Here is a 24,136-nt window from a genome sequence, read left to right on the forward strand (position 1 = left end):
TGCTGGATCAGGGGAAGTGCCCGAACGGGCACGGGAGTCATGCCGCGGGGGAGCCGAGGAGTTGGGAGATATAGGTTGCGGCCGCCGCGGTCGCCTGTGGACGCTCATCATCGATGACGTCCCGGGTCTCGAGTTCGAGGGAGAAGCGACCGTCGTATCCGGATACCTCCAACGCTCTGAGGCCGGCCTCGAAGTCGACGGTCCCCCTGCCGATGCTGCGATTGATATCACCGGCGACGGCATCCCGGAGGTGTACGTGACGGATCCTCTGCCGGAAGATCTCGACGTACTCGACGGCATCTGCACCCGAGGCCTCGAGGTGACTGAAATCCATGACAAGACCCACGGTCCCGGGTAGGTGCGCCAGAAGATCGACGGTCCGATCCAGGTCCCAGCACAGGCGGTAGAAGTGCGGTGCTTCCACCCATATCTCTACTCCGACAGCTGCAGCACGTCGTGAAGCCTCCTCGAGCGCGTCTGCCATACGCACCATGTCTCTCCTGAGGGTGTCAACCGGTTCTCGAGACTGGGCTCCGCAGGGAAGGACCAGGGCAGGCGCATCGACGTTCACGGCCAGCCCCAGCAGCAGGTCGAGATGTTCCTCGCGTCGTGTGGCGGCTCCGGGGTCGAGGACCATTGTGAGATCGCCGATGTCCGCGTTGATCGACGAGACATCCATCCCAGCGGACCGAATGGTGGAGCTGACACCCTCCACCGCCTCGGCGTTCAGAACGAAGGGCACGTGATCGCAAACGCCTGGGAGAGCACCCAGATCCAGCGTGGAGAAACCAAGCCTCCTCATGGTGCTGAGGGCAGCCGGAAGGCTCAGGTGTCGAAAACTGATGGACGAGCACACAAGTCGGGGGTGGAACATCATCATTGACCTCACACTGACGGACGTGACCAGAAGCACACTACGGAGGTACGGTGTTAACAGTCAACTGTGGACCGATGGACTCGGGGCTCGACGCGCGGATCAACGTCATCGGGCTTAGTGGCTCGCCCGCAGATGGACGCCTCTGCACTCGTATCTCGGGCCATGCCCAGCCACAGGCGGATGACTCGTCCTGCAGTGGAAGACAGCCCTCCTCAGGCTCCAGCCGATCGCCGAGAACCGAACGCCACGTCACCAGAAGTTGACGAACCGCGTGAGCCGAGCTGGCCTCGGATCGACATGACGACCGTGTCGTTGCATGCCTTGGGGAAGCGCTCCTCGACCAGAGCGACGAAGCAGGCCTCGTGCCATGGTCCGCACCGTCGGACCGGACTGAGTGTGAGCCGATGCGCGGACGGGCGGACGGTGCGGCCGTCGGTCACCCGGCGCCGCCGACGCGCACAGGACGGCAGGCAGTCGATCGGGGAGTCAGGTGCGTGCAGAATCAGCCCGGCAGGCACTCGGGTGACTGATCCGGACGCCGGGGATTCGGCGGGGGTGGCATGTGGATCCACGGGAGCGGAGGCCAGGGCGATACCCCGCGGAGACGAACGAGGTGCGGAGGTCAGAGGCGGTGCGTCGGTGGGACTGCGCTCAGGGGCGGTGCGCCCCCGCCGGGCCGGAGCCGGCGTCGTCGTTGCCCTCGCCGTCGTGCTTGCCGTCGTCGGTGGGGGAGTCCTTGCCGGCGTCTCCGGTCTTGCCTTCGCGGGCCTTCTCCTGCTGCTCGCGGAGGCGCCGTTCCTTCTCGCGCGCCTGCTGGCGGCGCTGGGTCTCGAGGTTCTGGAGGAAGGCGGGGTCGTCGTCGGGCGCGGTCGGTTTGCGGGGAGCGGGGCGCCGCGGTCCGGACGGGCCCTCGTTGCGCGGACGGCCGAGCAGGAACCACATTCCCGCGCCGATGAGGGGCAGAACCAGGATGGTCACGAACCACGCGGTCTTCGAGATACTCCGCACATCGTGTTTCCTGCTCATGACGCAATCGATGAGTGCGTAGATGATGACGGCGACCCCCAGGATCGCGGCGAAGAGCAGGAGGCGGGGCATGCGCCAAGTGTAGGCGAGTAAACTTGGAGCGTGGCCTTCCTCAAATTCACTGCACTGCGCCTGCTGTTGATCGTCGTGTTCTACGTGGCGTGCGTGCTGCTGGGGATCGGGCTCTTCGTCTCCGCGGTGCTCGCCGCGATCCTCGCCTGGTGCGTCACGTACCTCTTCGCCCGCACGCTGCGCGACGACGCCGCGGCCACCCTGCAGCGTCGCTTCACCCCCGGCGCACCTCCCGTCCGGTCGGCCGTGGAGCTCGACGACGCCGCCGCCGAGGACGCCCTCGACCCGAACATGCCGGTCAACGCGGACCGCAAGCCCCGCGACCCGTCCGCCTGACGGGCCGTCCTACGACGTCGGCGCAAGGCGTCAGGCGATCTGCCTGCTGATGACGATGCCCGCCGCGAACAGCACGCTGAACGCCAGGTTGATCAGACCGGTCTGCTTCAGCACCGGGATCAGGCTCTTGCGCTTCTTGCCCTTCAGCATCAGCCAGCTCGGCATGAGGCAGGCGGGGATGAGCAGCAGCACCACCAGCACCCACGGGTACTCGTTGCTCAGGAAGAGCGGCAGCAGCACGGCCGCCGCGAGCATCATGACGTACGTGACGCGGGCGGCGGGGTCGCCGAGGCGCACCGCGAGCGTCCTCTTGCCCACCGCGCGGTCCGTCGGGATGTCGCGCACGTTGTTGGCCATGAGCAGGGCCGTCGCGATGAGGCCCGTGGAGATGGCTCCCACCCAGGCGGCGGCACTCACCGCGTTGGCCTGCGTGAAGGTGGTGCCGAGGGTCGCGATGAGTCCGAAGAACACGAACACGAAGACGTCGCCGAGGCCGCGGTACCCGTAGGGGTTCTTGCCGCCGGTGTACCCCCAGGCCGCGGCGATGCAGCCCACGCCCACGAGGATCAGCACCAGGGACTGCGCGAGGATCACGAGGGCCAGACCCGCGAGCATCGCGAGGCCGAAGCACGCGAAGGCGGCGGCCTTGACCTGACCGGGCTTCGCGGCGCCCGAGCCGGTGAGCCGCAGCGGGCCCACGCGCTCGTCGTCCGTGCCGCGGATGCCGTCCGAGTAGTCGTTCGCGTAGTTCACGCCGACCTGCAGCAGCACGGAGACGAGCGCCGCGAGAACGGCGTTGAGCGGCTTGAACGATCCGAGCCCGAAGGCAGCTGCACTTCCGATGATCACGGGCGCGAAGGCCATGGGAAGCGTGCGGGGGCGGGCTCCTTCGAGCCACTGAGCGGCAGTCGCCACGGATGTTCCTTCTGGTCGGGTGGAGCGGACGCGGTCAGGCGCGTTCGAGGAGCGAGAGGATGGTGCGGCGGTCCGGTTTGCCGCCGGGCAGCAGCGGGAACGCGTCGAGCGTCACGATCGCCTTGGGCACGGCGTGCGCTCCCAGTTCGACGTGCACGGCCTGGCGGATGACCTCGGCCTCGACGTCACCCACGACGGCGGCCGCCACGGCGGTGCCCCACTCGTCGCTGCTGATCCCCAGCACCATCGCCTGCTCGACGCCGGCGAGCTGCTCGATCACGGCCGTCACCATGGCGGCGGAGACCTTCAACGCCCCGGTGATGATGACGTCGTCCAGCCTCCCGTGCACGGTGACCGTGCCGTCGTCGCCGACCTCCCCGGCGTCGTCGGTGGTGAACCAGCGCTGCCCCGACGTGAACACGAACTTCTCACGCGTCAGCTCCGGCGCCCCCAGGTACCCGTCCGCGAGGACGGAACCGCCGATGGACAGCCGCCCGTCCTCGGAGCGGAGATCCACGCCGTCGAGCGGAACGCCGTCGTACACGCACCCGCCGCAGGTCTCGCTCATGCCGTACGTCTCGACGATCTTCAGGTCGTGGCTGCGTGCCAGGGCGCGGAGCGGCGCCCCTGCGGGAGCGCCACCGAGGAGGATCGCGTCGAAGCGGCGAAGGAGGCGCAGCGTCTCGGGCGGGGGGTCCACGAGCAGGCGGTGCAGCTGCGTGGGGACGAGGGACGTGAAGCGGACCTGATCGGTCAGTTCGGCCGCGGCGTCGGTGAACGCAGCGGGCGTGAAGCCTGCGGAGGTGTCCATCACCCAGGGCTGCGTGCCCGCGAAGAGGGAGCGCACGAGCACCTGGAAACCGGCGACGTAGTGGACCGGCAGGGTGAGGAGCCACTGGCCCTCGGCCCTGAGCGCGAACGCGGTGCCCATGGCCGAGGCGGCGAGGGCGTCCACGCTCAGCATGGTGCGCTTCGGCGTGCCCGTGGAACCCGACGTGCTGATCACCGCCGCGATCTCGTCATTGGGGAGGGTCTCGGCGAAGGTCGCGGCGGCATCGGCGTGGGGCGCGACGGCTGGGCCCTCACCGGCCAGCGCGGCGGCGAGGGGCTTCAGCAGTCCGAGGGGGTCGAAGCCTTCGGGGGTGTGGACGGGCAGCAGTTCCACGCCGCTCCTAGAAGTAGTAGGGGAACGAGGACCAGTCGGGAGCGCGTTTCTCCAGGAACGCCTCCTTGCCCTCCACCGCCTCGTCCGTCATGTAGGCCATGCGGGTGGCCTCACCGGCGAACACCTGCTGGCCCGCCAGGCCGTCGTCGGCCAGGTTGAAGGCGAATTTCAGCATGCGGAGGGCCTGGGGGCTCTGACGTGCGATGTCCGCGGCATAGGCGAGGGCCGTGGTCTCGAGCTCGGCGTGGTCCACCGCCTCGTTCACGGCGCCCATCTCCACCATCTCCCGGGCGGAGTACTCCCGCGCGAGGAAGAAGATCTCCCGCGCCTTCTTCTGGCCGATCTGGCGCGCGAGGAGCGCCGATCCGTAGCCGGCGTCGAAGCTGCCCACGGTCGCGTCCGTCTGCTTGAAGCGCCCGTGCTGCGCCGAGGCGATGGTCAGGTCGGCCACCACGTGGAGGCTGTGGCCACCCCCGGCCGCCCACCCGTTGACGACGGCGATGACGACCTTCGGCATGGTGCGCATCAGCCGCTGCACCTCGAGGATGTGCAGGCGCCCGGCACGGGCGGGGTCGATCGACTCCCGGGTCTCGCCCTCGGCGTACCGGTAGCCGTCACGGCCCCGGATGCGCTGGTCCCCTCCCGAGCAGAAGGCGTGTCCGCCGTCGCGCGGGCTGGGGCCGTTGCCGGTCAGCAGCACGGTGGCGACGTCGGGGGTCATCCGGGCGTGATCCATGGCCCGGTACAGCTCGTCCACGGTGCGGGGCCGGAAGGCGTTGCGCACCTCCGGGCGGTCGAAGGCGATCCGCACGGTCGGCAGATCGCGGAGGACGGCGCCGTCGGGGTCGCGCTCCACCTCGCGGTGGTAGGTCAGGTCCGTGAAGTCCTCGAAGCCCGTCACCACGCGCCAGCGGGTGGGATCGAAGAGGTCGGATACCTGGGCCGGGAGCTCGGAAGTCACCCGTCGAGTGTAGCCGCGCACGCCGGAGCGGAGAGGGCCGGCGGGTCGGGCGAAGATTGCTACGCTGCCGCCATGAGTGCTTCCCCCGGCCCCGCCGCCGCGACCGCAGCCCCCGTCGACTGGGACGGGGCCGTGAACGCCCGTGACCTCGGCGGGACGGGCGACGACGAAGGCCGCGTCCAGCCGGGGCGGCTGTACCGCATGGGCCGGCACGAGTGGGTCACGGCCGCCGGCTGGCAGCAGGCGTGGGACGACGGCGTGCGAACCGTCATCGACCTCCGGAACGGCTTCGAGCTCGGTCGCAGGCCCGAGGACCCCCCGGTGCCGCAGGCGGTGCTGGACCGTTTCAGCCACGTCAACCTGCCCACCGAGGACCAGTCGGACGAGGAGTTCATGGCCCTCTGCGGCCCCTACCTCAGCACACCGAAGTACTACCGGACGAACCTCGAACGCTGGCCCGAGCGCTTCGCGGGCATCGCCCGCGCGGTGGCCGGCGCGCCCGCGGGTGGCGTGGTGGTGCACTGTGCGGCCGGCCGGGACCGCACGGGCATGGTCATGGCCCTGCTGCTCAGCGCGGCCGGCATCCCGGACGCCGCGATCTCCGCGGACTACGCCCAGGCCGTGACGGCGATCAACGCGCGCTACCGCTCGCAGGAGACGCCGCACGAACCGCCGAAGACGGACGAGGAGCTCGCTGCGACGCTCCTCGACGCCCAGGGTCACCTCGAGGAGTTGCTCCGCACCCTCGACGCCCGGCAGTTCCTGCTGGACGCCGGGCTGACGCAGGCGGAGCTTGACGCGCTGACAGCGCGCCTGACCGAACCGGGGTGGACGACGCCCTAGCGCTGGAGCTGGGCGTCGCCCTAGCGCTGAAGCTGGGCGACGCCCTAGCGCTGGAGCTGGGCCAGGTTCACCGCGCTGCGGACCGCGGGGAAGTAGCCGGACCGGTAGCCCNGACCGAACCGGGGTGGACGACGCCCTAGCGCTGGAGCTGGGCCAGGTTCACCGCGCTGCGGACCGCGGGGAAGTAGCCGGACCGGTAGCCCTCGGCGGTCGGGTGCAGGTTGTCGTCCGCCCCGGCGGTGAACGTGATCCACGGGTCGGGGGAACCGAGCCCGTGACCGTCGAACTTCCGCACGAGGTCCACGTAGGTGAAACCGTTCGCCTCGGCCTGGTGTCGGATCACGGCGTTCACCGCGTCGATTCCGGCGTTGAAGGCCGTCTGCGAGGCCACGGGGATGATCGGCGTGCCGAACTCTGGGGAGAAGAGGTGCGGGTAGCCCGTGACCACGACCTCCGCCCGTGGGGCGGCCGCGGCGATGGAATCGTAGAGGGCGTCGAGATTCCGCCCGAGGACGGGGAGCGCGGTGGCCTTCTGCCCGGCGATGACCTGCTCGCACACGGCGGTGGACCGCGTGATGCATGCTCCGGCGATCAGGCCGAAACCGGCGTCGTTCCCGCCCGCCGAGATGGTCACGAGGTCGGTCCGTGCCGACAGGGCGCCGACGGCGCTGGCCTGCGCCACCTGCTCGGGGAGGTCGATGGCGTCGCCCGGCCGCGTCACGACCGTCGCCCCCGCGCAGGTGGCGTCCGCGACGAGCTCCACCTGCTTCTTCGAGTCGAGGATGCCGGGCAGGCCGAGGGGTGACTGGCCGCAGGCGTTCACGTACTGGCCCGCCCCGAACCCGGAGGCGTAGGAGTCACCGAGCGCCACGTAGGAGAGGGGGGCCTTGGGAGCAGCCACGGCGGGTGCTGCCGCTCCGCCGAGCAGTGCCGCCGCTGCCGCCGCGGCGACGACGGCGAGGCGGAGGGCGGGGGAACGCTTCGACGGATTCATGGGCCAACCGTACTCGTGGGCGCCGGCTTGTCCAGCAGGAGATTGGTGATGCGGAGCGTGCACAGCCGACGGCCGTCCTCGGAGGTGATGAGCACCTCGTGCGTGGTGAGCGTCCGGCCGAGATGCAGCGGTGTCGCCGTGATGGTGATGACCCCGTCCCGCGCGCTCCTGTGATGGGTCGCCGAGACGTCGACCCCCACGGCGGTCCTGCCGAGAGTGGACGCATGGATCACCGCGGCCCAGGACCCCACGGCTTCCCCGACGGCGAGGGAGGCGCCGCCGTGGAGCAGCCCGAACGACTGCCGGTTGCCCTCCACCGGCATGGTGGCGACGACCCGCTCGACGGACTGCTCGAGGATCTTCACGCCCATCTTCTCGTCGAGCTCGCCGAGGGTGATGGTCCAGGGGATCGGCTGGTCGGCGGTCATGGCGCTTGCTCCTCGTATCGTCGCACCGCTGGGGGTGCGTTGGTCCCTGGGTTCGGGCCGGAAGGCGGATCTCGGGCGTATCCAGGTCACTCTAGCGGCGGCGTCCACCCCTCCGACGACGGCGTGGAAGATAACGATCCGATCACGGCGGTCGACAGGTACGAGCCCCTGACATGGGGCGATGCAGGAATGAGGTCTCCCTGGCAATGGCGTGGAAGCGCTCCCACTTGACAGTGGCGCGCGTCACAGTAACTCTGGTTCGACGGCGTGAGAGCGCTCCCACCGAACAGATCATTCGAAGGGTCTGCTTTCGTCCGTATCCCGTTCAGCGGTGGCCCGCCGCGCCCTCCGGCGTCCGTGCCGCCCTCATTCCCCCGGTTCCACACCCGTTCGTCCGGCGATGGTCACCCTCAGCGGTGGCTCCGGAACCTTCACCCGCCCCACACGGTGGCGGGCACCCAGCTGACAAAGGAGTCATCGTGCAGAAATCAGCACGTATCACAGCACTTTCCGCCGCGGCCGCCTGCCTGGCGCTGACCCTCTCCGCCTGCGGATCCGGCGGATCGGACAATGCCGGCGTCGAAGGTGAGACCGGCACCGCGGACGTCACCCTGTCTGTCGGAACGTTCAACGAGTTCGGCTACGAGGACCTCTTCACCGAATACGAGGAGCTCAACCCCAACGTCACCATCGAGCACAAGAAGGCCGCGACTTCCAACGAGGCCCGCGACAACCTCACCACGAGGCTCGCTGCCGGCTCCGGCCTCTCGGACATCGAGGGCATCGAGGTCGACTGGCTGCCCGAGCTGCTCGAGTACCCTGATCAGTTCGCCGACCTGACCGACCCCGCCGTCGAGGGCCGGTGGCTGGATTTCAAGACCGCCGCCGCCACCACCGAGGACGGCTCCCTCATCGGTTACGGCACCGACGCGGGGCCCCAGGGCGTCTGCTACCGGGCGGACCTCTTCGAGAAGGCAGGGCTTCCCAGCGACCGCGAAGCCGTCGCGGACATGCTCGAGGGCGATTGGCAGAACTACTTCGACCAGGGCAAGGAATTCGTCGCTGCCAGCGACGGAGTGGCCTGGTTCGACTCCGCGGGAGCCACGTACCAGGGCATGATCAACCAGGTCCAGAACGCCTATGAGGAGGACGACGGCACCGTCATGGCGACGGACAACCCCGAGGTCAAGGACATCTACGAGCAGGTCCTGCAGGCCTCCGTTGAGGACGGACTCTCCGCACACCTCACGCAGTGGGAGGACGACTGGGTAGCGAGCTTCCAGTCCGACGCGTTCGCGACGAAGCTCTGCCCGGGCTGGATGCTCGGCGTCATCGAGGGCAACGCCGAAGGCGTCGAGGGCTGGGACATCGCTGATGTCTTCCCCGGCGGCGGCGGCAACTGGGGCGGGTCCTACCTGACCGTTCCTACTCAGGGTGAGAACCAGGCCGAGGCCAAGAAGCTGGCCGAGTGGCTCACGGCTCCCGAGCAGCAGATCAAGGCCTTCGAGTCCAAGGGCACCTTCCCGAGCCAGGTCGAGGCGCTGGACAGCGACGTACTGCAGGGTCAGACGAACGCGTTCTTCAACGACGCGCCGACCGGTGAGATCCTCGCCAACCGGGCCAACGCCATCGAGGTCACCCCGTTCAAGGGCCCCAAGTACTTCGCGATCAATGACGCGATGCAGCAGGCTCTGACCCGTGTCGACGTCGACCAGACCGATGATCCCGACTCCTCCTGGGAGAAGTTCGTCACCGCAGTAGGCGCTCTGTAGCCGATGGCCGTCACGGACCGGGTCCATACCCCACCCCCCACGAAGCAGCGCTCATCGCACGAGAAGAGCGTGAAGCGGGTCGCCTTCTCCCAGAAGGTGTCCAAGTGGGACGTCAAGCTGTCTCCGTATCTCTACATCTCGCCGTTCTTCGTCCTCTTCGCCGTCACCGGGCTCTTCCCGCTGATCTACACGGCGTGGGTCTCGCTCCACTCCTGGAACCTCATCGGTGGCCAGGGCAAGTTCACCGGACTGGAGAACTACGAGTTCGTGCTCGCGCAGCCGTTCTTCTGGAACGCGGTAGGCAATACGTTCAGCATCTTCCTCCTCTCGTCCGTCCCGCAGGTCGTCCTCGCCATCGCCATCGCGGCGGTGCTGGATGCGAACCTCCGGGCCAGGACTTTCTGGCGGATGGGCGTCCTCGTACCGTTCGTGGTGGCCCCCGTGGCCGTCGGGTTGATCTTCAACAACCTGTTCGCTGATCAGGCAGGCCTGGTCAACGAGCTGTTGTCGGGAATAGGGCTGGACCCGGTCCGCTGGCACGCCGACTCGTTCGCGAGTCACACGGCGATCGCCACCATGGTGAACTTCCGCTGGACGGGCTACAACGCGCTGATCTTCCTCGCAGCCATGCAGGCCATCCCCAGGGACGTCTACGAGGCTGCGACCATCGACGGCGCCGGACGCCTCCGCCAGTTCTTCTCGGTAACCGTCCCGATGCTCCGCCCCACCATCATCTTCGTGGTGATCACCGCGACGATCGGTGGCCTCCAGGTCTTCGACGAGGCGCGCGTGTTCGACCAGGCCGGTCTCGGTGGAGCCGACCGTCAGTGGCAGACACTCACCATGTACATCTGGGAGCTCGGCTGGGGCCAGCGCAACTTCGGTAGGGCTTCGGCCGTGGCCTGGCTGCTGTTCCTGATCATCGTCCTCATCGCGATGGCCAACTTCCTCATCACCCGCCGCATCGCCACCCAGGGAGGTCGCAAGTGAGCTCCATCCCCATGATCGAGCAGACCGCGGGTAAGGGGGCCGCCCGCGCAGCCCAGCGCGGGGTGGGTACCCGGCGCCGCGGGGCCCCCGGTGGCACCATGCGCCGGCCCGGGTTCCTCACCTACGGTTTCCTCGGTGCTGTGATCCTCGGCTCCGCGTTCCCGCTCTGGTGGTCCTTCCTCGTCGGCAGCCACGACAGCTCGGTGATCAGCCAGGGGGTCCCGCTGACGCCCGGTGGCAACTTCTTCGCCAACGCCGCCACGGTGCTGGACAGCATCCCTTTCTGGAAGGCACTCTCCAACAGCATCATCGTCTCGACGGTCACGGCCGCCTCGGTGGTCCTCTTCTCCACCCTGGCCGGGTTCGCCTTCGCCAAGCTCCGCTTCCGCGGCAGCAAGGCCCTGCTGGTCTTCGTCATCGCCACGATGGCGGTGCCCACGCAGCTCGGCGTGGTCCCCCTGTTCATCGTGATGGCGAAGCTCGGCTGGACCGGGTCGCTATGGGCCGTGATCATCCCCGGCGTCGTCACGGCCTTCGGGGTCTTCTGGATGACCCAGTACCTGCGCGATGCCCTGCCCGACGAACTGATCGAGGCCGTGCGGATCGACGGCGCGTCGATGATTCAGGCCTTCTGGTACGTGGGGCTTCCCGCCGCGCGGCCGGCCGCCGCTATGCTCGCCCTGTTCACGTTCGTCGCGACGTGGACCAACTTCTTCTGGCCGTTCATCGTGCTGGATCCGTCCAACCCCACCCTGCCGGTGGCACTTCAGCTGCTCCAGGCGGCGCACTTCGTCGATTACTCGATCGTGCTCGCCGGGGCCGTGCTGTCCACCATCCCGCTGCTGCTCCTCTTCGCCGTTGCGGGCCGCCAACTCGTGGCAGGCATCATGCAAGGAGCAGTCAAAGGATGAGTACCACCGACATCACCTTCCCCGAGGGCTTCCTCTGGGGAGCGGCCACGGCCGCCTACCAGATCGAGGGCGCGGCCCGCGAGGGCGGCAGGGGGCCGTCCATCTGGGACACCTTCTCCCGCGTGCCGGGCGCCGTGGCGGACGCCCACAACGGCGACGTGGCATGCGACCACTACCACCGGTTCGGCGAGGACGTCGAGCTCATGAAGAGCCTCAACCTCCAGGCGTACCGCTTCTCCACCTCGTGGTCACGCTGCATGCCGGACGGGGTGACCCCGAACGTCGAGGGCATCCGGTTCTACTCGCGACTCGTGGACAAGCTCCTCGAGGCCGGGATCACGCCGTGGCTGACCCTCTACCACTGGGACCTCCCGCAGGCCCTGGAGGACAAGGGCGGCTGGACCAACCGCGACACCGCGTACCGGTTCGCGGACTACGCGGCCGTGATGCACGAGGCCCTCGGGGACCGCGTGCGCATCTGGACCACGCTGAACGAGCCCTGGTGCGCGGCCTTCCTCGGCTACGCAGCCGGCGTGCACGCTCCCGGGCGCCAGGAGCCGACGGCGGCACTCGCGGCGGCGCACCACCTGCTGCTCGGGCACGGTCTCGCGACGCAGGAACTGCGCCGCCGCGACGCCGACGCCACGCTGGGCATCACCCTCAACCTGACCGTGCCGGATCCCCTGGATCCCACGAGTGAGGCGGACCGCGACGCCGCGCGTCGCATCGACGGGCAGTTCAACCGGATCTTCCTCGATCCGGTGCTGCGCGGGGCCTACCCGGCGGACGTCCTCGCGGACGTCGCCCACCTAGGCCTCGAGGACCACATCCTGCAGGGCGACCTCGAGATCATCGCCACGCCGCTCGACGTGCTCGGCGTGAACTACTACCACGGCGAGGCCGTCACCACGACGCCCTCGGACGAGGCCGCACCGCAGGAGGGGCACGCGCCGCTCGAGCGTCCGGTGTCCTCGCCGTACGTCGCAGCGCACGGCGTCCGGTCCGTGCCGCGCGGCCTGCCCGTCACCGCCATGGACTGGGAGGTGCAGCCGGACGGCCTCCGCCGCCTGCTCAACCGGCTGCAGGACGAGTACACCGGGCCCGCGGGCATCCCGATCTACGTCACCGAGAACGGCGCCGCCTACAACGACCGGGCCGACGACGACGGCTTCGTGGACGACCAGGACCGCCTGGGCTTCTTCGACGCCCACGTGCGGGCCATGAGGGACGCGCTCGACGACGGCGTGGACCTGCGCGGCTACCTGGCGTGGTCCCTCATGGACAATTTCGAGTGGGCCTGGGGCTACCACCAGCGCTTCGGCCTGGTACGGGTGGACTACGCGACACAGCAGCGCACGCCGAAGGCGAGCGCCCTCTGGTACGCACAGCTCGCGGCCACCAACACGGTGACCGGTGCGCCCGTCGACGGCGCAGCGACCGGCACCTCCGACGGCACCGCGCCCACGGATGCCGGAAGGGCGGGTGTCGTATTGTCGGTGTGATGAGCGCTTCTCCGCCCCGGTCGCTGCGGCACGTCGCGGCCCGGCCGAGCCCGACGCTCGAGCATCTCGCGCTCGCGGCCGGGGTGTCGCGCTCCACGGCGTCGCGCGCGATCAACGGGGGGGACCGCGTCAGCCCGGAGGCGCAGGCGGCGGTGGACCGCGCCGTCCTCGAACTCGGGTACATCCCGAACCGGGCGGCGCGCAGCCTCGTGACGCGGCGGACGTCCTCGATCGCCCTGGTGATCCCCGAGCCGGACGTCCGCGTCATGATGGATCCCTTCTTCGCGGTGGTGATCACCGGCATCACGGAGGCGCTCAGGGACACCGACGTGCAGCTGGTGCTGCTGATGTCGAGGGCCGACGACGACTCCGCGCGGACCCTGCGCTACCTGCGCGGCGGGCACGTGGACGGGGCGATCGTGGTCTCGCACCACGAGGCCGATTCCTGGACAAGGTCTCTCGCGCAGACCGGGCTCCCCACCATCTTCATCGGGCGCCCGTGGGACACGACGTCGCAGGTCACCTATGTGGACACCGACAACGAAGGCGGCGGCCGGCTCGCGGCACGGCACCTCGCCCAGATCGGCCGGCGGCGCCTCGCGACGGTCGCCGGTCCGGCGGACATGACCGCGGCCGTCGACCGCCTGGCGGGCTGGCGGGCAGGTCTGGCCGAGGCCGGGATCCCCGACGGTCCCGTGGTCCACGCGGACTTCACCACGGAGGGAGCCGCGGCAGCAGCGCGGAACCTCCTCGCCGACCACCCGGGGATCGACGGCATCTTCGCGGCCTCGGACCTCATGGCGCTCGGTGTGATCGAGGCCGTGAAGGCGTCCGGGCGCAACGTTCCCGGGGACGTCGCGGTGATCGGGTACGACAACCACGCCGTCGGCGCCACCGCCGCGACGCCGCTGACCACCATCACGCAGCCCATGGTCGAGATGGCCGTGAAGGCCGGCTCCATGCTCCTCGAGGAGATCGAGGCCCCGGGCTCGCACCCGGAGCCCGTGATCTACTCGACCGAGCTGGTGGAGCGGGCGAGCACCTCTGTCGCGCCCACGGCGTCGGCCGCGAACGCGTAGTCCCACGCGACGTCCCGCCAGCGGGAGTACCGGCCGCTGGCCCCGCCGTGGCCGCCGTCCATCTCGGTCTTCAGGACGATCGGCTCCGTGCCCGTGGTCGTCTCCCGCAGCTTCGCGACCCACTTCGCCGGTTCCACGTAGAGCACCCGGGTGTCGTTGTAGCTCGTGACGGCGGCGATCCGCGGGTACGCGACGGCGCGGACGTTCTCGTAGGGGGTGTACTCCTTCATGTAGCGGTACACCTCGGGGTCCGTGATCGGGTTGCCCCACTCCTCCCACTCGAGCGCGGACAGCGGGAGCTCCGGGTCGAGGATGGTGGTGAGGGCGTCCACGAAGGGCACCTGCGCCACGATCGCGCGGTACTTCTCCGGAGCGAGGTTGGCCACCGCCCCCATGAGGAGCCCCCCTGCGGACCCGCCCATGGCGGCGACCCGCCCCGTGTCCACCCAGCCCGACGCGACGAGGTGGTCGGTGGCGTCGACGAAGTCCGTGAACGTGTTCTTCTTCGCCAGCTTCTTGCCCTGGTCGTACCAGCTCCTGCCCATCTCGCCGCCGCCGCGGATGTGGGCCGTGACGAACACGATGCCGCGGTCCAGCAGGGAGAGCCGCGCGATCGAGAACGCCGGGTCCATGCTCACCTCGTAGCTGCCGTAGGCGTAGACCACGGCAGGGTTGGCGCCGTCCTGCCGGAGGTCGGCGCGCCGGACCACGGACAACGGGACCAGCGTGCCGTCGGCCGCCGGAGCCCACTGCCGCTCGGCGACGTACGCGGCCGGGTCGTAGCCGCCACGAACCTCCGTCTCCTTGCGCAGTTCGAGCGAGCCGTCCCCGAGCACGTAGTCGTACACGCGCGGGGGCGTCAGGTAGGAGGCGTAGGAGAGCCGGATGATCGGGGAGTCGAACTCCGCGTTGGAGAGGTTGCTCGTGAAGAGCTCCTCGTCGAAGTCGGGCTCGGAGGGCAGTGCCTGGTCCGGCGTCCCGAGACCGGCGAGCGGGAGCACCTGCACGCGCTCGATGGTGTCCTTGCGGACCGAGAGGATCAGGTGCGTGCGCGTGATGGCGATGCCGTTGACGCGGACGGCGTCGTCGTGCGGGATCACGGTGATCCACTGCTGCTCGGCGAGGGGCCGGGCGAACTCGGCGGCCGCCACGAGGCTCACCATCGAGTTCTTCGCGTCGCGGTCGTGGGTGAGGAGGTAGTGGCGCATGCCGTCGATCGTGACCGGCTCGGCGTCGTACAGGATGCGCTCGTCGCGGGAGATGAGCGTCGTCAGACCGTCCGCGGGCGAGGCGAGGTCGAGGACGCGGGTCTCGCTGTACTCCGAGCAGCCGATGCTGACGAGGAGCTGCGTGCGGTCCGCGGAGATCTCGAAGCCCGTCCACATGGCGACGTCGTCCTCCTGGTACACGACGTCGTCGTCCGCCACGGGGGTGCCGAGCGTGTGGACGCGGACCTGGTAGGGCCGCCACGAGTCGTCGACGACCGTGTAGTAAACGCGCGTGCCATCGGGGGAGAAGGCGAGCCCGTAGAAGACGTCGGGCACTTCGTCGGGGAGCAGGTCGCCGGTGGTGAGGTCCTTGATGCGGAGCGTGAAGCGCTCGTCGCCGGCGTTGTCCTCGCAGTACGCGAGCAGCGTGCCGTCCTCCGTGACGGACAGGCCGCCCAGAGAGAAGAAGGGCTTGCCCTCGGCGAGGACGTTGCCGTCGAGCATGATCTGCTCACCCTCCACGGGCTGCCCGGGCACCACCTCGGGCGGTGTCCAGTCGCGATCCAGGTTCCCGGTGTCGGTCGCGGCGACGCGGCACTGGATCCCGTACTGCTTGCCCTCCTCCGTCCGCGAGTAGTACCACCAGCCCCTCTTGCGGGCGGGGACGGACAGGTCGGTCTCCTGCGTGCGGTCCTTGATCTCGGTGAAGATCGCCTCGCGCAGCGGTTCCTGGTGGCGGGTGACGGCATCGGTGTAGGCGTTCTCGCGCTCGAGGTGGGCGGCGAGCTCGGGGCTCTCCTTCTCACGCATCCACTCGTACTCGTCCACGAACGTGTCGCCGTGGTGGGTCCGCTCGAAGGGCACCTTCTTCGCGGGCGGGGGAACGGGTAGGCGAGCGGCGTCGGGCGCGTCGTGAGCGGTCATGGTTCCCATCTTGCCACCGGGATCCCCGACCCACCGGACGGCCGTCAGCACGCGGGAATCAGGGATCGGGCTCGGTTGACCGCGTAGGAGGGGCGTGCAATTCTGGAGGCGGTCTTTACAGAACGAGCGTTCGGTAATTCGTGCCCACTGGGCGAGGCCGCACCACTTTCGACGAGGGGACGACCATGGCCGAGGCATTCCTGGTGGGCGGCGTCCGCACACCGGTCGGTCGCTACGGCGGAGCGATCTCGAGCGTGCGACCGGACGACCTCGCGGCGCTCGTCCTCACCGCCGTGACCGGGCGCGCGGGCCTCGATCCCGCCGTCGTCGACGAGGTGATCCTCGGCAACGCGAACGGAGCGGGCGAGGAGAACCGCAACGTCGCGCGCCTGGCGTCCCTACTCGCGGGCTTCCCGGACACCGTGCCGGGCATCACCGTCAACCGCCTCTGCGCCTCCGGGCTCTCGGCCATCATCATGGCCTCCCACATGGTCAAGGCCGGAGCGGCGGACGTCGTGATCGCCGGCGGTGTGGAGTCCATGAGCCGCGCACCCTGGGTCATGGAGAAGCCGGACAAGGCGTTCGCCAAGCCGGGCGCCGTGTTCGACACCTCGATCGGCTGGCGCTTCACCAACCCGGCCCTCGCGGCGCGGGACAAGACCACGTACTCGATGCCCGAGACGGCCGAGGAGCTCGCCTCGCAGGACGGCATCACGCGCGACGACGCCGACGCCTTCGCGCTGCGGTCCCACGAGCGGGCGCTCGCCGCCATCCGGGACGGACGGTTCGACGACGAGATCGTGCCGGTGCAGGTGAGCCGCGGGAAGACCTCCTTCTCGGTCTACACCGACGAGGGCCCGCGCGCCGACACCACGCTCGAGGTGCTCGGGAGGCTCCGGCCGGTGGTGCGGCCCGACGGCGTCGTCACCGCCGGCAACTCCAGTTCCCTCAACGACGGCGCCTCCGCGGTGATCGTCGCCTCCGAGGCGGCCCTGGAGCGGTACGGGCTGACACCGCGGGCACGCATCGTCGACGGCGCCTCCGCCGGGGTGCCGCCGGAGATCATGGGCATCGGCCCGGTCCCCGCCACGCAGAAGATCCTCGACCGGACGGGCCTCGGCATCGGTGACCTCGGCGCCGTCGAACTCAACGAGGCCTTCGCCACCCAGGCACTCGCGTGTATCAGGAGGCTCGGCCTCGACGAGGGCGTCGTGAACCGCGACGGCGGGGCGATCGCCCTCGGTCATCCCCTCGGCTCCTCGGGCGCGCGCATCGCCGTCACGCTGCTCGGACGCATGGAACGCGAACTCGGCGGACCCGCGCGTCGGCTGGGCCTGGCCACCATGTGCGTGGGCGTGGGGCAGGGCACCGCGATGCTCCTCGAGGCCCTCTGATGCCCGCGGCCCTGCTGCTGACCGAGGGGCCCGACAGGCTCGTCGTCGAACTCCACCGCCCCGAGGTGCGCAACGCCATCGACCGGCAGATGGTGGACGAGCTGCACGCCGTGTGCGCCGACCTCGAACAGTCGCCGCGCACGCTGATCCTCATCGGGTCCACGGGCGTCTTCGCGTCGGGGGCCGACATCGCCGAGCTGCGCGAGCGCCGCCGCGACGACGCGCTCGCCGGGATCAACTCGACCCTCTTCACGCGCATCGCCGCCCTGCCGCTGCCGGTGATCGCCGCGCTCGACGGCTACGCCCTCGGCGGCGGCGCGGAGCTCGCGTTCGCGGCGGACTTCCGGATCGGGACGCCTCGCCTGAGGATCGGCAACCCGGAGACCGGTCTCGGTATCCTCCCGGCCGCCGGCGCCACGTGGCGGCTCAAGGAACTCGTGGGGGAGCCCCTCGCGAAGGAGATCCTGCTCGCCGGGCGCATCCTCACCGCCGAGGAGGCGCTGGAGGCGAGGCTCGTCACCGCTCTCCACGAGCCCGCAGACCTCCTGCAGGCCGCGCACGATCTCGCCGACCGCATCGGGCGGCAGGATCCCCTGGCCACGCGCATCACGAAGAGCGTGTTCCACGCCCCGCGCGAGTCGCATCCCATGATCGACCAGCTCGCGCAGGCCATCCTGTTCGAGTCCGACGCCAAGTTCGAGCGCATGCAGCGCTTCCTGGACCGGAAGAAGGGCTCATGACCACGTCCCTCGCCGTTCCTCAGACGGTCGGCGTCCTCGGCGGCGGCCGCATGGGCGCCGGGATCGCGCACGCCTTCGTGCTCGCGGGCGCCGACGTCGTCGTCGTCGAGCGGGACGACGCCGCGGCAGACGCCGGGCTCGCGCGCGTCCGTCAGGCGCTCACCCGGAGCGTCGAGCGGGGGACGACGGCGGTTCCGGCCGCAGACCTCGCGGCGCGCGTGCGGGCGTCCACCGACTACGCGGCCTTCGCGCCCTGCGGCCTGGTGGTGGAGGCCGTGCCCGAGGACGCCGCCCTCAAGGGCCGGGCACTGCGCGCGGTGGAGGACGTGCTCGACGCCGACGCCTGGCTCGCCACCAACACCTCCTCCCTCTCCGTCGACGCGCTCGCGGACGTGCTTCAGCGCCCCGAGCGGTTCTGCGGCCTGCACTTCTTCAACCCGGTGCCGACGTCCACGCTCATCGAGGTGGTCTTCGGGTCGCGGACGTCGGACGAGCTCCACGCGGCCGCGCGGTCGTGGGTGGCCGCGCTCGGCAAGACGCCCGTCGTCGTGCGTGACTCGCCCGGCTTCGCAAGCTCCCGGCTCGGCGTCGCGATCGCGCTCGAGGCGATGCGCATGCTCGAGGAGGGCGTGGCGAGCGCCGAGGACATCGACGCCGCCATGGTCCTCGGTTACAAGCACCCGGTGGGGCCCCTACGCACCACGGACCTCGTGGGCCTCGACGTCCGCCTCGGCATCGCCGACTACCTCGCATCCACGCTCGGGGAGCGCTTCGAGCCGCCGGCCGTGCTCCGCGAGAAGGTGGCCCGGGGAGAGCTCGGCCGGAAGTCCGGGCGAGGCTTCTTCGACTGGGCGGAACCCTCCGCGCCCGCGACCGGCCCCGGCCCCACCACGCATCCTGCAGCACCAGTGAAAGGCGAGCGGACATGACAACCGCCCCGGAACGAGTACAGATCGACGTCGTCCCCAGCTTCCTCGAGGACGCCTGGTGGACACCCGAGCGCGCAGCCGCGGACGCGGACGGCACCATTGTCCGCGACGCCAGCACGGGGGAGGAACTCGCGATCGTGAGCACCGCGGGCATGGACACCGCGGCGGCCGTCGCGTTCGCGCGCACCACAGGACAGGCCGCGCTGGGACGCTTCACCTTCCACGAGCGCGCGCTCAAGCTCAAGGAGCTCGCGCAGTACCTGAACGCACACCGCGACCCTCTGTACGAGCTGTCGGCCACGACCGGCGCCACGCGGATCGACTCGATGGTGGACATCGACGGCGGCATCGGCGTGCTCTTCACGTTCGGGTCGAAGGGGCGCCGCGAGCTGCCGAACTCCCACGTGATCGTCGACGGGCCGCCGGAGGTGCTGTCGAAGGACGGCTCGTTCCTCGGCACGCACATCCACACCCGGATCCCCGGCGTCGCCGTGCAGATCAACGCGTTCAACTTCCCCGTCTGGGGCATGCTCGAGAAGCTCGCACCCGCGTTCCTCGCCGGCGTCCCGACCATCGTGAAGCCCGCCACGCCCACCGGCTTCCTGACCGCCGCCGTCGTGAAGCTCATCGTCGGCTCGGCGATCCTCCCCGAGGGTGCCCTGCAGCTCATCTCCGGCCCCGCCCGGGACATCCTCGACCACCTCGACTACCGCGACCTCGTGTCCTTCACCGGCTCGGCCTCGACCGCCAACCACCTGAAGGCACACGAGTCCATCGCCCGCGGCGGCGTCCGCTTCACCTGCGAGACCGACTCCCTCAACGCCGCGATCCTCGGGCCCGACGCCGTGCCCGGCACCCCCGAGTTCGACGCCTTCGTGAAGTCCCTCGTCACCGAGATGACGGTCAAGGCGGGCCAGAAGTGCACGAGCATCCGCCGGTCGATCGTTCCCGAGGCACTGGTCGACGACGTCGTCGCGGCTGCGGGGGAGCGCATCCGCACGCGCGTGACGCTCGGTGACCCTCGGGCCGAGGGTGTCACGATGGGGGCGCTGGCCTCCCTCGCGCAGCTCGAGGGCGTGCAGGAGTCGGTACGCGAGCTGATCGCCGGTGGCGCGTCCGTCGCGTTCGGGTCGCTGGACGCGCCCGACGTCGTCCTCGGCGACAACACGTCCGGCAAGGCGCCGGGCGGGGCGTTCATGGAACCGGTCCTGCTGACCTGGAAGGACGTCGAGGCCGGGGCGCTGCACTCGGTCGAGGCCTTCGGTCCCGTCGCATCCGTCATCGGGTACGACGACGTCCAGCACGCCATCCGGCTCGCCGCCCTCGGGGCCGGATCCCTCGTCGCGACGGTCTGCACCAACGATCCCGCCGTCGCGCAGGAACTGGTCCTCGGTATCGCCGCGCACCACGGCCGCGTGCTGATCCTCAACCGCGAGGACGCCCGCTCGTCGACCGGCCATGGCTCGCCCGTGCCACACCTCGTCCACGGCGGACCGGGCCGCGCGGGCGGCGGCGAGGAGCTCGGCGGCATGCGCTCCGTGCTGCACCACATGCAGCGCACCGCCGTGCAGGGTTCCCCGAACATGCTCACCAGCATCACCGGCGAGTGGCACACGGGCGCGGACCGCCGGTTCGACGACGTCCACCCGTTCCGCAAGGACCTCGCGACGCTCCGCATCGGGGACGCCGTCCGCTCCGAGCTGCGCCAGGTGACGCTCGAGGACATCAGCGCGTTCGCCGAGACCACGGGGGACACGTTCTACGCGCACACCGACGAGGAAGCCGCCGCCGCGAACCCGTTCTTCCCAGGGATCGTGGCGCACGGCTACCTACTGCTCTCCTGGGGTGCGGGCCTGTTCGTCGACCCCGAGCCGGGGCCCGTCCTCGCCAACTACGGCCTGGAGAATCTGCGCTTCATCACGCCGGTCGCGGCCGGTGATTCGATTCGCGTGACACTGACGGCGAAGCGCATCACGCCGCGCGAGACGGACGAGTACGGCGAGGTGGCCTGGGACGCCGTCCTGCACAACCAGGACGACGAGATCGTGGCGACCTACGACGTCCTGACCCTCGTGCAGAAGTAGCGCCTTCGGGCGGCGCGGGGCCGGAACGTGCGGCGGGCGCCCTCGGGCGGCGCCGTCCACCTTGCTGCGCAAGTTGGATCTCCCACGAGGCCACGTGCTCATCCCACTTCATCAGCCCTTGAAGTGGGCATGCTCGAGCATTCCCGGTTGATGACCTGATGAAGTGGGAGGAAGAGCCCACGCATACTCGTCGCGCCGGTACAACGCGGGTGAACTGCAGCTCAGCGGGAGCGAGAAAGTGTGGCGAGGGCGGACTCCACCAGCACGAGGAACCGGTCAGGCTCGTTGACGAGCAGGGCGTAGGTCACGCGAAGGACCGGGTAGCCGCGGGTGGTCAAGAGGTTCCAGCGGCGCCGATCCTCCTCGAACTCACGGCGGTCCGTGTGATGTTGCCGCCCGTCGGCCTCTACCCCGAGCACACCGTCGACCACGAGGTCCAGCCGCCCCACGCCGGGGAGGTGCACCTGGGACGCAACGTAATGTCTTGCGCGGAGGAGGTGATATCGCGCAACGGTCTCGAGGATGGACTCCGAGTGGGGATCGATCAGAGCAAGCAGCCTCCGCAGGGCTCCGGAATTCATGAACGTGGCGCGTTCTCGTAGATCAGCGATCGCTACGCGTCGTGCGACAACTGCACTCTCGAGGATGCAGAGCCTGTCGAGTTCGGGGAGGCAACGAGCGGCTTGCAGACAGACGCTGAGGTCCGAGACCGGTCGGACCGCGCGATGTATGAGCAGATCGTCGTCGGGAATGCCTCGTCCGTGGTCCACGGCGAGGTGCAGTTTCCTCGGCTGCCGCATGACCCGGAGACCGCGGGCTTGTGCCGCGCTGATGCACGCGAGGTCCGCGCCGAGTGACAGGGCGCGAAGAGCAAGCCCGTCGTGACCCGGCAGCGCGTAGATCCCGCGCGCCGGCCGAGTGACGACGCCTTTCCTGACCGCGCGTGCACGTGCGGCTTCCGATACACCCGCGGTTGCCATGTCACGGGCTCGACCGATGCCGCCGTGTTGATCGAGGTACTGCTTCACATCCATGGGTAAGAGCTTCGTGTGCCGAAACCAGGGTCTTCGCGGGAGTGCGAGCTATGTGGACAAGGCTTCCTCCCACAGCAAGGCGTCGTCGAAAGGGAATGCGTGAGCATTCCCACTTCAGCGGCACGTGAACTGGGAGGATCCGACGTCGGCGCGGGCTGTCTGGCGGCGTGGCGGTATCCGGGAGGGCGCAGCCGAGCGAGCGGCGCGCGATGTGGGATGGGCGGGCGGCGCTACGGCACTACGGCACCGACGTCGGCCGGGGCGGACGGCACGACGGCGGGCCCAATCGCACGACGACGACGCCCCCGCGCCTGGTACTAGACTCGGGCCGGTGCGCGCGTACTGGGAGTTGACGGCATCGTCCTTCCGGCGCTATTCCACCTACCGCCTCGCGGCCTTCGCAGGAGCCTTCACCAACTCCATCTTCGGCCTGATCCGGGCCTCCCTCCTCCTCAGCGCCATCGCGACGGCGGGCGGGAGCATCGGGGGCTACTCGGCGGTCGAGGCCGCGACCTACGTGTGGATCGGGCAGGCGCTGCTCGGCCCCCTCGGGCTCTTCGGCAACACCGAGCTCTCGCGGCGGGTCAGGACCGGCGACATCGCGATCGACCTCACGCGGTCGGTGAGCCTCGTGGGCTCGTACTGGTCGCAGGACCTGGGTCGCGCCGCCTTCGACCTGCTGCCGCGCGGCATCCCGCCCCTGGTCGTCGGGGCGCTGGTGACCGGACTGTCACTGCCGACGACGGCGGGCCCGTACCTCCTCGCCGCCGTCTCGATCCTCGCGGCGTTCTCGCTGACGTTCATGGGCTTCTTCATCGTGAACCTGCTCGCGTTCTGGCTCGTCGAGATCCGCGGGTTCTGGATGCTGTACATGGTGCTGATGAACCTCCTCAGCGGGTTCCTCGTCCCGATCTCGTGGTTCCCCGCCTGGCTGGCCGACCTGGCGCGTGCCACCCCGTTCCCCTCGATGCTGCAGACTCCGGCGGACATCCTTGCGGGCCGGACCGTCGGCGCGGAGAGCGTGGGCCTCGTCGTCGTGCAGGTCCTGTGGCTCGGCGCGCTCGTGGCCCTTGCGCACGTCATGGTGCGCCGTGGCGCGTCCAAGTTGGTGGTGCAGGGTGGGTGAGGTGCTCGACGCCGACAGCCGGCCCGTGAGCACGGCGGCTCTCGTGCGCATGCTGGTCGGCTCGCGGTTGCGCTCGCAGCTCGCCTACCGCGGCAGCTTCGTGACGGACCTCGTGGGGCAGGTGGTGCTCGGGCTCACCGAATTCGTGGAGCTGTACGTGATCGTGAGCAACGTCCCGGCGTTCGGGGGAATGACCTTCGCGCAGACGCTGCTCGTGTTCGGCCTCGCCTCGCTCTCCTTCGCCATCGCGGACCTCGTCATGGGGGAGACGGACTCGATGGCCGAGGCCATCAGGACGGGCAAGCTCGAGGTGCTGCTCGTCCGCCCGGTGCCCGTGCTGCTGCAGCTCATGACCATGGACCTGCAGTTGCGGCGCGTGGGGCGGGCCCTGTTCGCGGTGGCCGCCCTCGTCGTCGCCCTGGTGCTCACGGACATCGACTGGAGCCCGGCCACCGTGCTGCTGATGGTCGTCACGCCGGTGGCCGGCGCCGTGATCTTCTGCGCGCTCTTCCTGGGCGCCGGGGCCATGCAGTTCTGGTTGCTGGACGGACGGCAGTTCGCCAACGCGTTCACCTACGGCGGCCGGTACGTCTCCACGATGCCCGGGGCGGCGCTGTTCCTGCCCATGCAGATCCTCTTCACGTTCGTCATCCCGGCGACGCTCGTGGCCTACGCCCCGAGCCTCGTGATCCTCGGCGTCGAGGGTTCGGCCGCCATCCCCGCCTGGACGGGATGGCTGAACGTGCCTGCCGCGATCCTGCTCTCGGGCGCCATGCTGCTGCTGTGGCGCGCAGCGATCCGCAAGTACACCGGAGCAGGGGGCTGA

22 protein-coding genes and 1 pseudogene are annotated in these 24,136 nt (G+C 69.8%); 13 read left to right on the forward strand and 10 right to left on the reverse strand.

The window, feature by feature from the left end; all coding sequences use genetic code 11:
* Positions 1–37: 37 nt before the first annotated feature.
* A complete protein-coding gene (locus tag AC4D12_RS02135) occupies positions 38–880 on the reverse strand; it encodes a sugar phosphate isomerase/epimerase family protein (protein ID WP_490948134.1) in 843 nt (280 codons plus the stop codon).
* Positions 881–1,528: 648 nt separating this feature from the next.
* Entirely contained in the window at positions 1,529–1,975 is a 447-nt protein-coding gene (locus AC4D12_RS02140) for a PLD nuclease N-terminal domain-containing protein (RefSeq protein WP_490948135.1), read from the reverse strand.
* Positions 1,976–2,005: 30 nt separating this feature from the next.
* On the opposite strand from AC4D12_RS02140, the gene AC4D12_RS02145 reads away from it, so the two are divergent.
* Positions 2,006–2,311: a DUF4229 domain-containing protein gene (locus AC4D12_RS02145; RefSeq protein ID WP_490948136.1), complete on the forward strand. Its 306-nt coding sequence runs from the start codon at positions 2,006–2,008 to the stop codon at positions 2,309–2,311.
* A gap of 30 nt (positions 2,312–2,341) precedes the next feature.
* Here AC4D12_RS02145 and AC4D12_RS02150 read toward each other — a convergent pair whose 3' ends face one another.
* The 3 genes from AC4D12_RS02150 to AC4D12_RS02160 are packed head-to-tail and all read right to left on the reverse strand — an operon-like array spanning position 2,342 to position 5,352.
* Positions 2,342–3,226 carry a 1,4-dihydroxy-2-naphthoate polyprenyltransferase gene (locus AC4D12_RS02150; protein ID WP_490948137.1) on the reverse strand — a complete coding sequence of 295 codons (885 nt, stop codon included), beginning with the start codon at positions 3,224–3,226 and terminating at the stop codon, positions 2,342–2,344.
* 34 nt (positions 3,227–3,260) lie between these two features.
* Complete coding sequence (locus AC4D12_RS02155) at positions 3,261–4,391, reverse strand: AMP-binding protein (RefSeq protein WP_490948138.1); 1,131 nt, start codon at positions 4,389–4,391, stop codon at positions 3,261–3,263.
* A 7-nt stretch (positions 4,392–4,398) separates the two neighbouring features.
* Positions 4,399–5,352 (reverse strand): 1,4-dihydroxy-2-naphthoyl-CoA synthase, encoded by a 954-nt coding sequence (locus AC4D12_RS02160; RefSeq protein WP_490948139.1) that lies wholly within the window; start codon positions 5,350–5,352, stop codon positions 4,399–4,401.
* Between the two features lie 72 nt (positions 5,353–5,424).
* On the opposite strand from AC4D12_RS02160, the gene AC4D12_RS02165 reads away from it, so the two are divergent.
* The gene (locus AC4D12_RS02165) at positions 5,425–6,195 is read left to right on the forward strand and encodes a tyrosine-protein phosphatase (protein ID WP_490948140.1); all 771 of its coding nucleotides are present in this window, start codon (positions 5,425–5,427) and stop codon (positions 6,193–6,195) included.
* Positions 6,196–6,331: 136 nt separating this feature from the next.
* Here the strand turns inward: AC4D12_RS02165 and AC4D12_RS02170 are convergent, their stop codons facing one another.
* On the reverse strand, positions 6,332–7,189 hold the full coding sequence (locus AC4D12_RS02170) for an SGNH/GDSL hydrolase family protein (protein ID WP_490948141.1): 858 nt from the start codon (positions 7,187–7,189) through the stop codon (positions 6,332–6,334).
* Complete coding sequence (locus tag AC4D12_RS02175) at positions 7,186–7,617, reverse strand: PaaI family thioesterase (protein ID WP_490948142.1); 432 nt, start codon at positions 7,615–7,617, stop codon at positions 7,186–7,188. The genes AC4D12_RS02170 and AC4D12_RS02175 overlap by 4 nt, the downstream gene beginning before the upstream one ends.
* Positions 7,618–8,096: 479 nt before the next feature.
* On the opposite strand from AC4D12_RS02175, the gene AC4D12_RS02180 reads away from it, so the two are divergent.
* The 5 genes from AC4D12_RS02180 to AC4D12_RS02200 are packed head-to-tail and all read left to right on the forward strand — an operon-like array spanning position 8,097 to position 13,871.
* Positions 8,097–9,389 carry an ABC transporter substrate-binding protein gene (locus tag AC4D12_RS02180; RefSeq protein ID WP_490948143.1) on the forward strand — a complete coding sequence of 431 codons (1,293 nt, stop codon included), beginning with the start codon at positions 8,097–8,099 and terminating at the stop codon, positions 9,387–9,389.
* Positions 9,390–9,392: 3 nt separating this feature from the next.
* Positions 9,393–10,379 (forward strand): carbohydrate ABC transporter permease, encoded by a 987-nt coding sequence (locus AC4D12_RS02185; protein ID WP_490948144.1) that lies wholly within the window; start codon positions 9,393–9,395, stop codon positions 10,377–10,379.
* A complete protein-coding gene (locus AC4D12_RS02190) occupies positions 10,376–11,290 on the forward strand; it encodes a carbohydrate ABC transporter permease (protein ID WP_490948145.1) in 915 nt (304 codons plus the stop codon). Before AC4D12_RS02185 ends, AC4D12_RS02190 begins: the two co-directional genes overlap by 4 nt.
* Positions 11,287–12,792 (forward strand): GH1 family beta-glucosidase, encoded by a 1,506-nt coding sequence (locus AC4D12_RS02195; protein ID WP_490948146.1) that lies wholly within the window; start codon positions 11,287–11,289, stop codon positions 12,790–12,792. Before AC4D12_RS02190 ends, AC4D12_RS02195 begins: the two co-directional genes overlap by 4 nt.
* Complete coding sequence (locus AC4D12_RS02200) at positions 12,792–13,871, forward strand: LacI family DNA-binding transcriptional regulator (RefSeq protein WP_490948147.1); 1,080 nt, start codon at positions 12,792–12,794, stop codon at positions 13,869–13,871. The genes AC4D12_RS02195 and AC4D12_RS02200 overlap by 1 nt, the downstream gene beginning before the upstream one ends.
* Here AC4D12_RS02200 and AC4D12_RS02205 read toward each other — a convergent pair.
* Entirely contained in the window at positions 13,802–16,003 is a 2,202-nt protein-coding gene (locus AC4D12_RS02205) for a S9 family peptidase (protein ID WP_490948148.1), read from the reverse strand. The two genes, AC4D12_RS02200 and AC4D12_RS02205, sit on opposite strands and share 70 nt — an antisense overlap.
* A 185-nt stretch (positions 16,004–16,188) precedes the next feature.
* Between AC4D12_RS02205 and AC4D12_RS02210 the strand changes: the two genes are divergently transcribed.
* Genes AC4D12_RS02210 through paaZ form a run of 4 tightly spaced genes read left to right on the forward strand, consistent with a single transcriptional unit; the run spans position 16,189 to position 21,150 of the window.
* Entirely contained in the window at positions 16,189–17,397 is a 1,209-nt protein-coding gene (locus AC4D12_RS02210) for a thiolase family protein (RefSeq protein WP_490948149.1), read from the forward strand.
* Entirely contained in the window at positions 17,397–18,137 is a 741-nt protein-coding gene (locus AC4D12_RS02215; RefSeq protein ID WP_490948150.1) for an enoyl-CoA hydratase/isomerase family protein, read from the forward strand. Before AC4D12_RS02210 ends, AC4D12_RS02215 begins: the two co-directional genes overlap by 1 nt.
* The gene (locus tag AC4D12_RS02220) at positions 18,134–19,066 is read left to right on the forward strand and encodes a 3-hydroxyacyl-CoA dehydrogenase family protein (protein WP_490948151.1); all 933 of its coding nucleotides are present in this window, start codon (positions 18,134–18,136) and stop codon (positions 19,064–19,066) included. Before AC4D12_RS02215 ends, AC4D12_RS02220 begins: the two co-directional genes overlap by 4 nt.
* Entirely contained in the window at positions 19,063–21,150 is a 2,088-nt protein-coding gene (gene paaZ, locus AC4D12_RS02225; RefSeq protein WP_490948152.1) for a phenylacetic acid degradation bifunctional protein PaaZ, read from the forward strand. The genes AC4D12_RS02220 and paaZ overlap by 4 nt, the downstream gene beginning before the upstream one ends.
* 221 nt (positions 21,151–21,371) lie before the next feature.
* Here the strand turns inward: paaZ and AC4D12_RS02230 are convergent, their stop codons facing one another.
* Both AC4D12_RS02230 and AC4D12_RS02235 read right to left on the reverse strand, forming a co-directional pair.
* Positions 21,372–21,731, reverse strand: coding sequence for a DUF559 domain-containing protein (locus tag AC4D12_RS02230; RefSeq protein ID WP_490948786.1), 360 nt, complete (start codon positions 21,729–21,731; stop codon positions 21,372–21,374).
* A 318-nt stretch (positions 21,732–22,049) separates the two neighbouring features.
* Positions 22,050–22,184 (reverse strand): annotated as a pseudogene (locus AC4D12_RS02235) (type IV toxin-antitoxin system AbiEi family antitoxin domain-containing protein); the annotation flags it as partial.
* A 331-nt stretch (positions 22,185–22,515) separates the two neighbouring features.
* Here AC4D12_RS02235 and AC4D12_RS02240 point away from each other — a divergent pair.
* Entirely contained in the window at positions 22,516–23,310 is a 795-nt protein-coding gene (locus AC4D12_RS02240; RefSeq protein ID WP_490948153.1) for an ABC transporter permease, read from the forward strand.
* Position 23,311: 1 nt separating this feature from the next.
* Entirely contained in the window at positions 23,312–24,136 is an 825-nt protein-coding gene (locus tag AC4D12_RS02245) for an ABC transporter permease (protein WP_490948154.1), read from the forward strand.

The organism is Arthrobacter sp. TJ-266, assembly GCF_058269115.1.

Bases quoted from the DNA above. Each gene is read 5' to 3' on its own strand.
- AC4D12_RS02135 (WP_490948134.1), bottom strand. From the start codon at position 880: ATGATGATGTTCCACCCCCGACTTGTGTGCTCGTCCATCAGTTTTCGA.
- AC4D12_RS02215 (WP_490948150.1), top strand. From the start codon at position 17,397: ATGCCCGCGGCCCTGCTGCTGACCGAGGGGCCCGACAGGCTCGTCGTC.
- AC4D12_RS02210 (WP_490948149.1), top strand. From the start codon at position 16,189: ATGGCCGAGGCATTCCTGGTGGGCGGCGTCCGCACACCGGTCGGTCGC.
- AC4D12_RS02175 (WP_490948142.1), bottom strand. From the start codon at position 7,617: ATGACCGCCGACCAGCCGATCCCCTGGACCATCACCCTCGGCGAGCTC.
- AC4D12_RS02195 (WP_490948146.1), top strand. From the start codon at position 11,287: ATGAGTACCACCGACATCACCTTCCCCGAGGGCTTCCTCTGGGGAGCG.
- AC4D12_RS02185 (WP_490948144.1), top strand. From the start codon at position 9,393: ATGGCCGTCACGGACCGGGTCCATACCCCACCCCCCACGAAGCAGCGC.
- AC4D12_RS02230 (WP_490948786.1), bottom strand. From the start codon at position 21,731: ATGAATTCCGGAGCCCTGCGGAGGCTGCTTGCTCTGATCGATCCCCAC.
- AC4D12_RS02220 (WP_490948151.1), top strand. From the start codon at position 18,134: ATGACCACGTCCCTCGCCGTTCCTCAGACGGTCGGCGTCCTCGGCGGC.
- AC4D12_RS02165 (WP_490948140.1), top strand. From the start codon at position 5,425: ATGAGTGCTTCCCCCGGCCCCGCCGCCGCGACCGCAGCCCCCGTCGAC.
- AC4D12_RS02205 (WP_490948148.1), bottom strand. From the start codon at position 16,003: ATGACCGCTCACGACGCGCCCGACGCCGCTCGCCTACCCGTTCCCCCG.
- paaZ (WP_490948152.1), top strand. From the start codon at position 19,063: ATGACAACCGCCCCGGAACGAGTACAGATCGACGTCGTCCCCAGCTTC.
- AC4D12_RS02200 (WP_490948147.1), top strand. From the start codon at position 12,792: ATGAGCGCTTCTCCGCCCCGGTCGCTGCGGCACGTCGCGGCCCGGCCG.
- AC4D12_RS02170 (WP_490948141.1), bottom strand. From the start codon at position 7,189: ATGAATCCGTCGAAGCGTTCCCCCGCCCTCCGCCTCGCCGTCGTCGCC.
- AC4D12_RS02140 (WP_490948135.1), bottom strand. From the start codon at position 1,975: ATGCCCCGCCTCCTGCTCTTCGCCGCGATCCTGGGGGTCGCCGTCATC.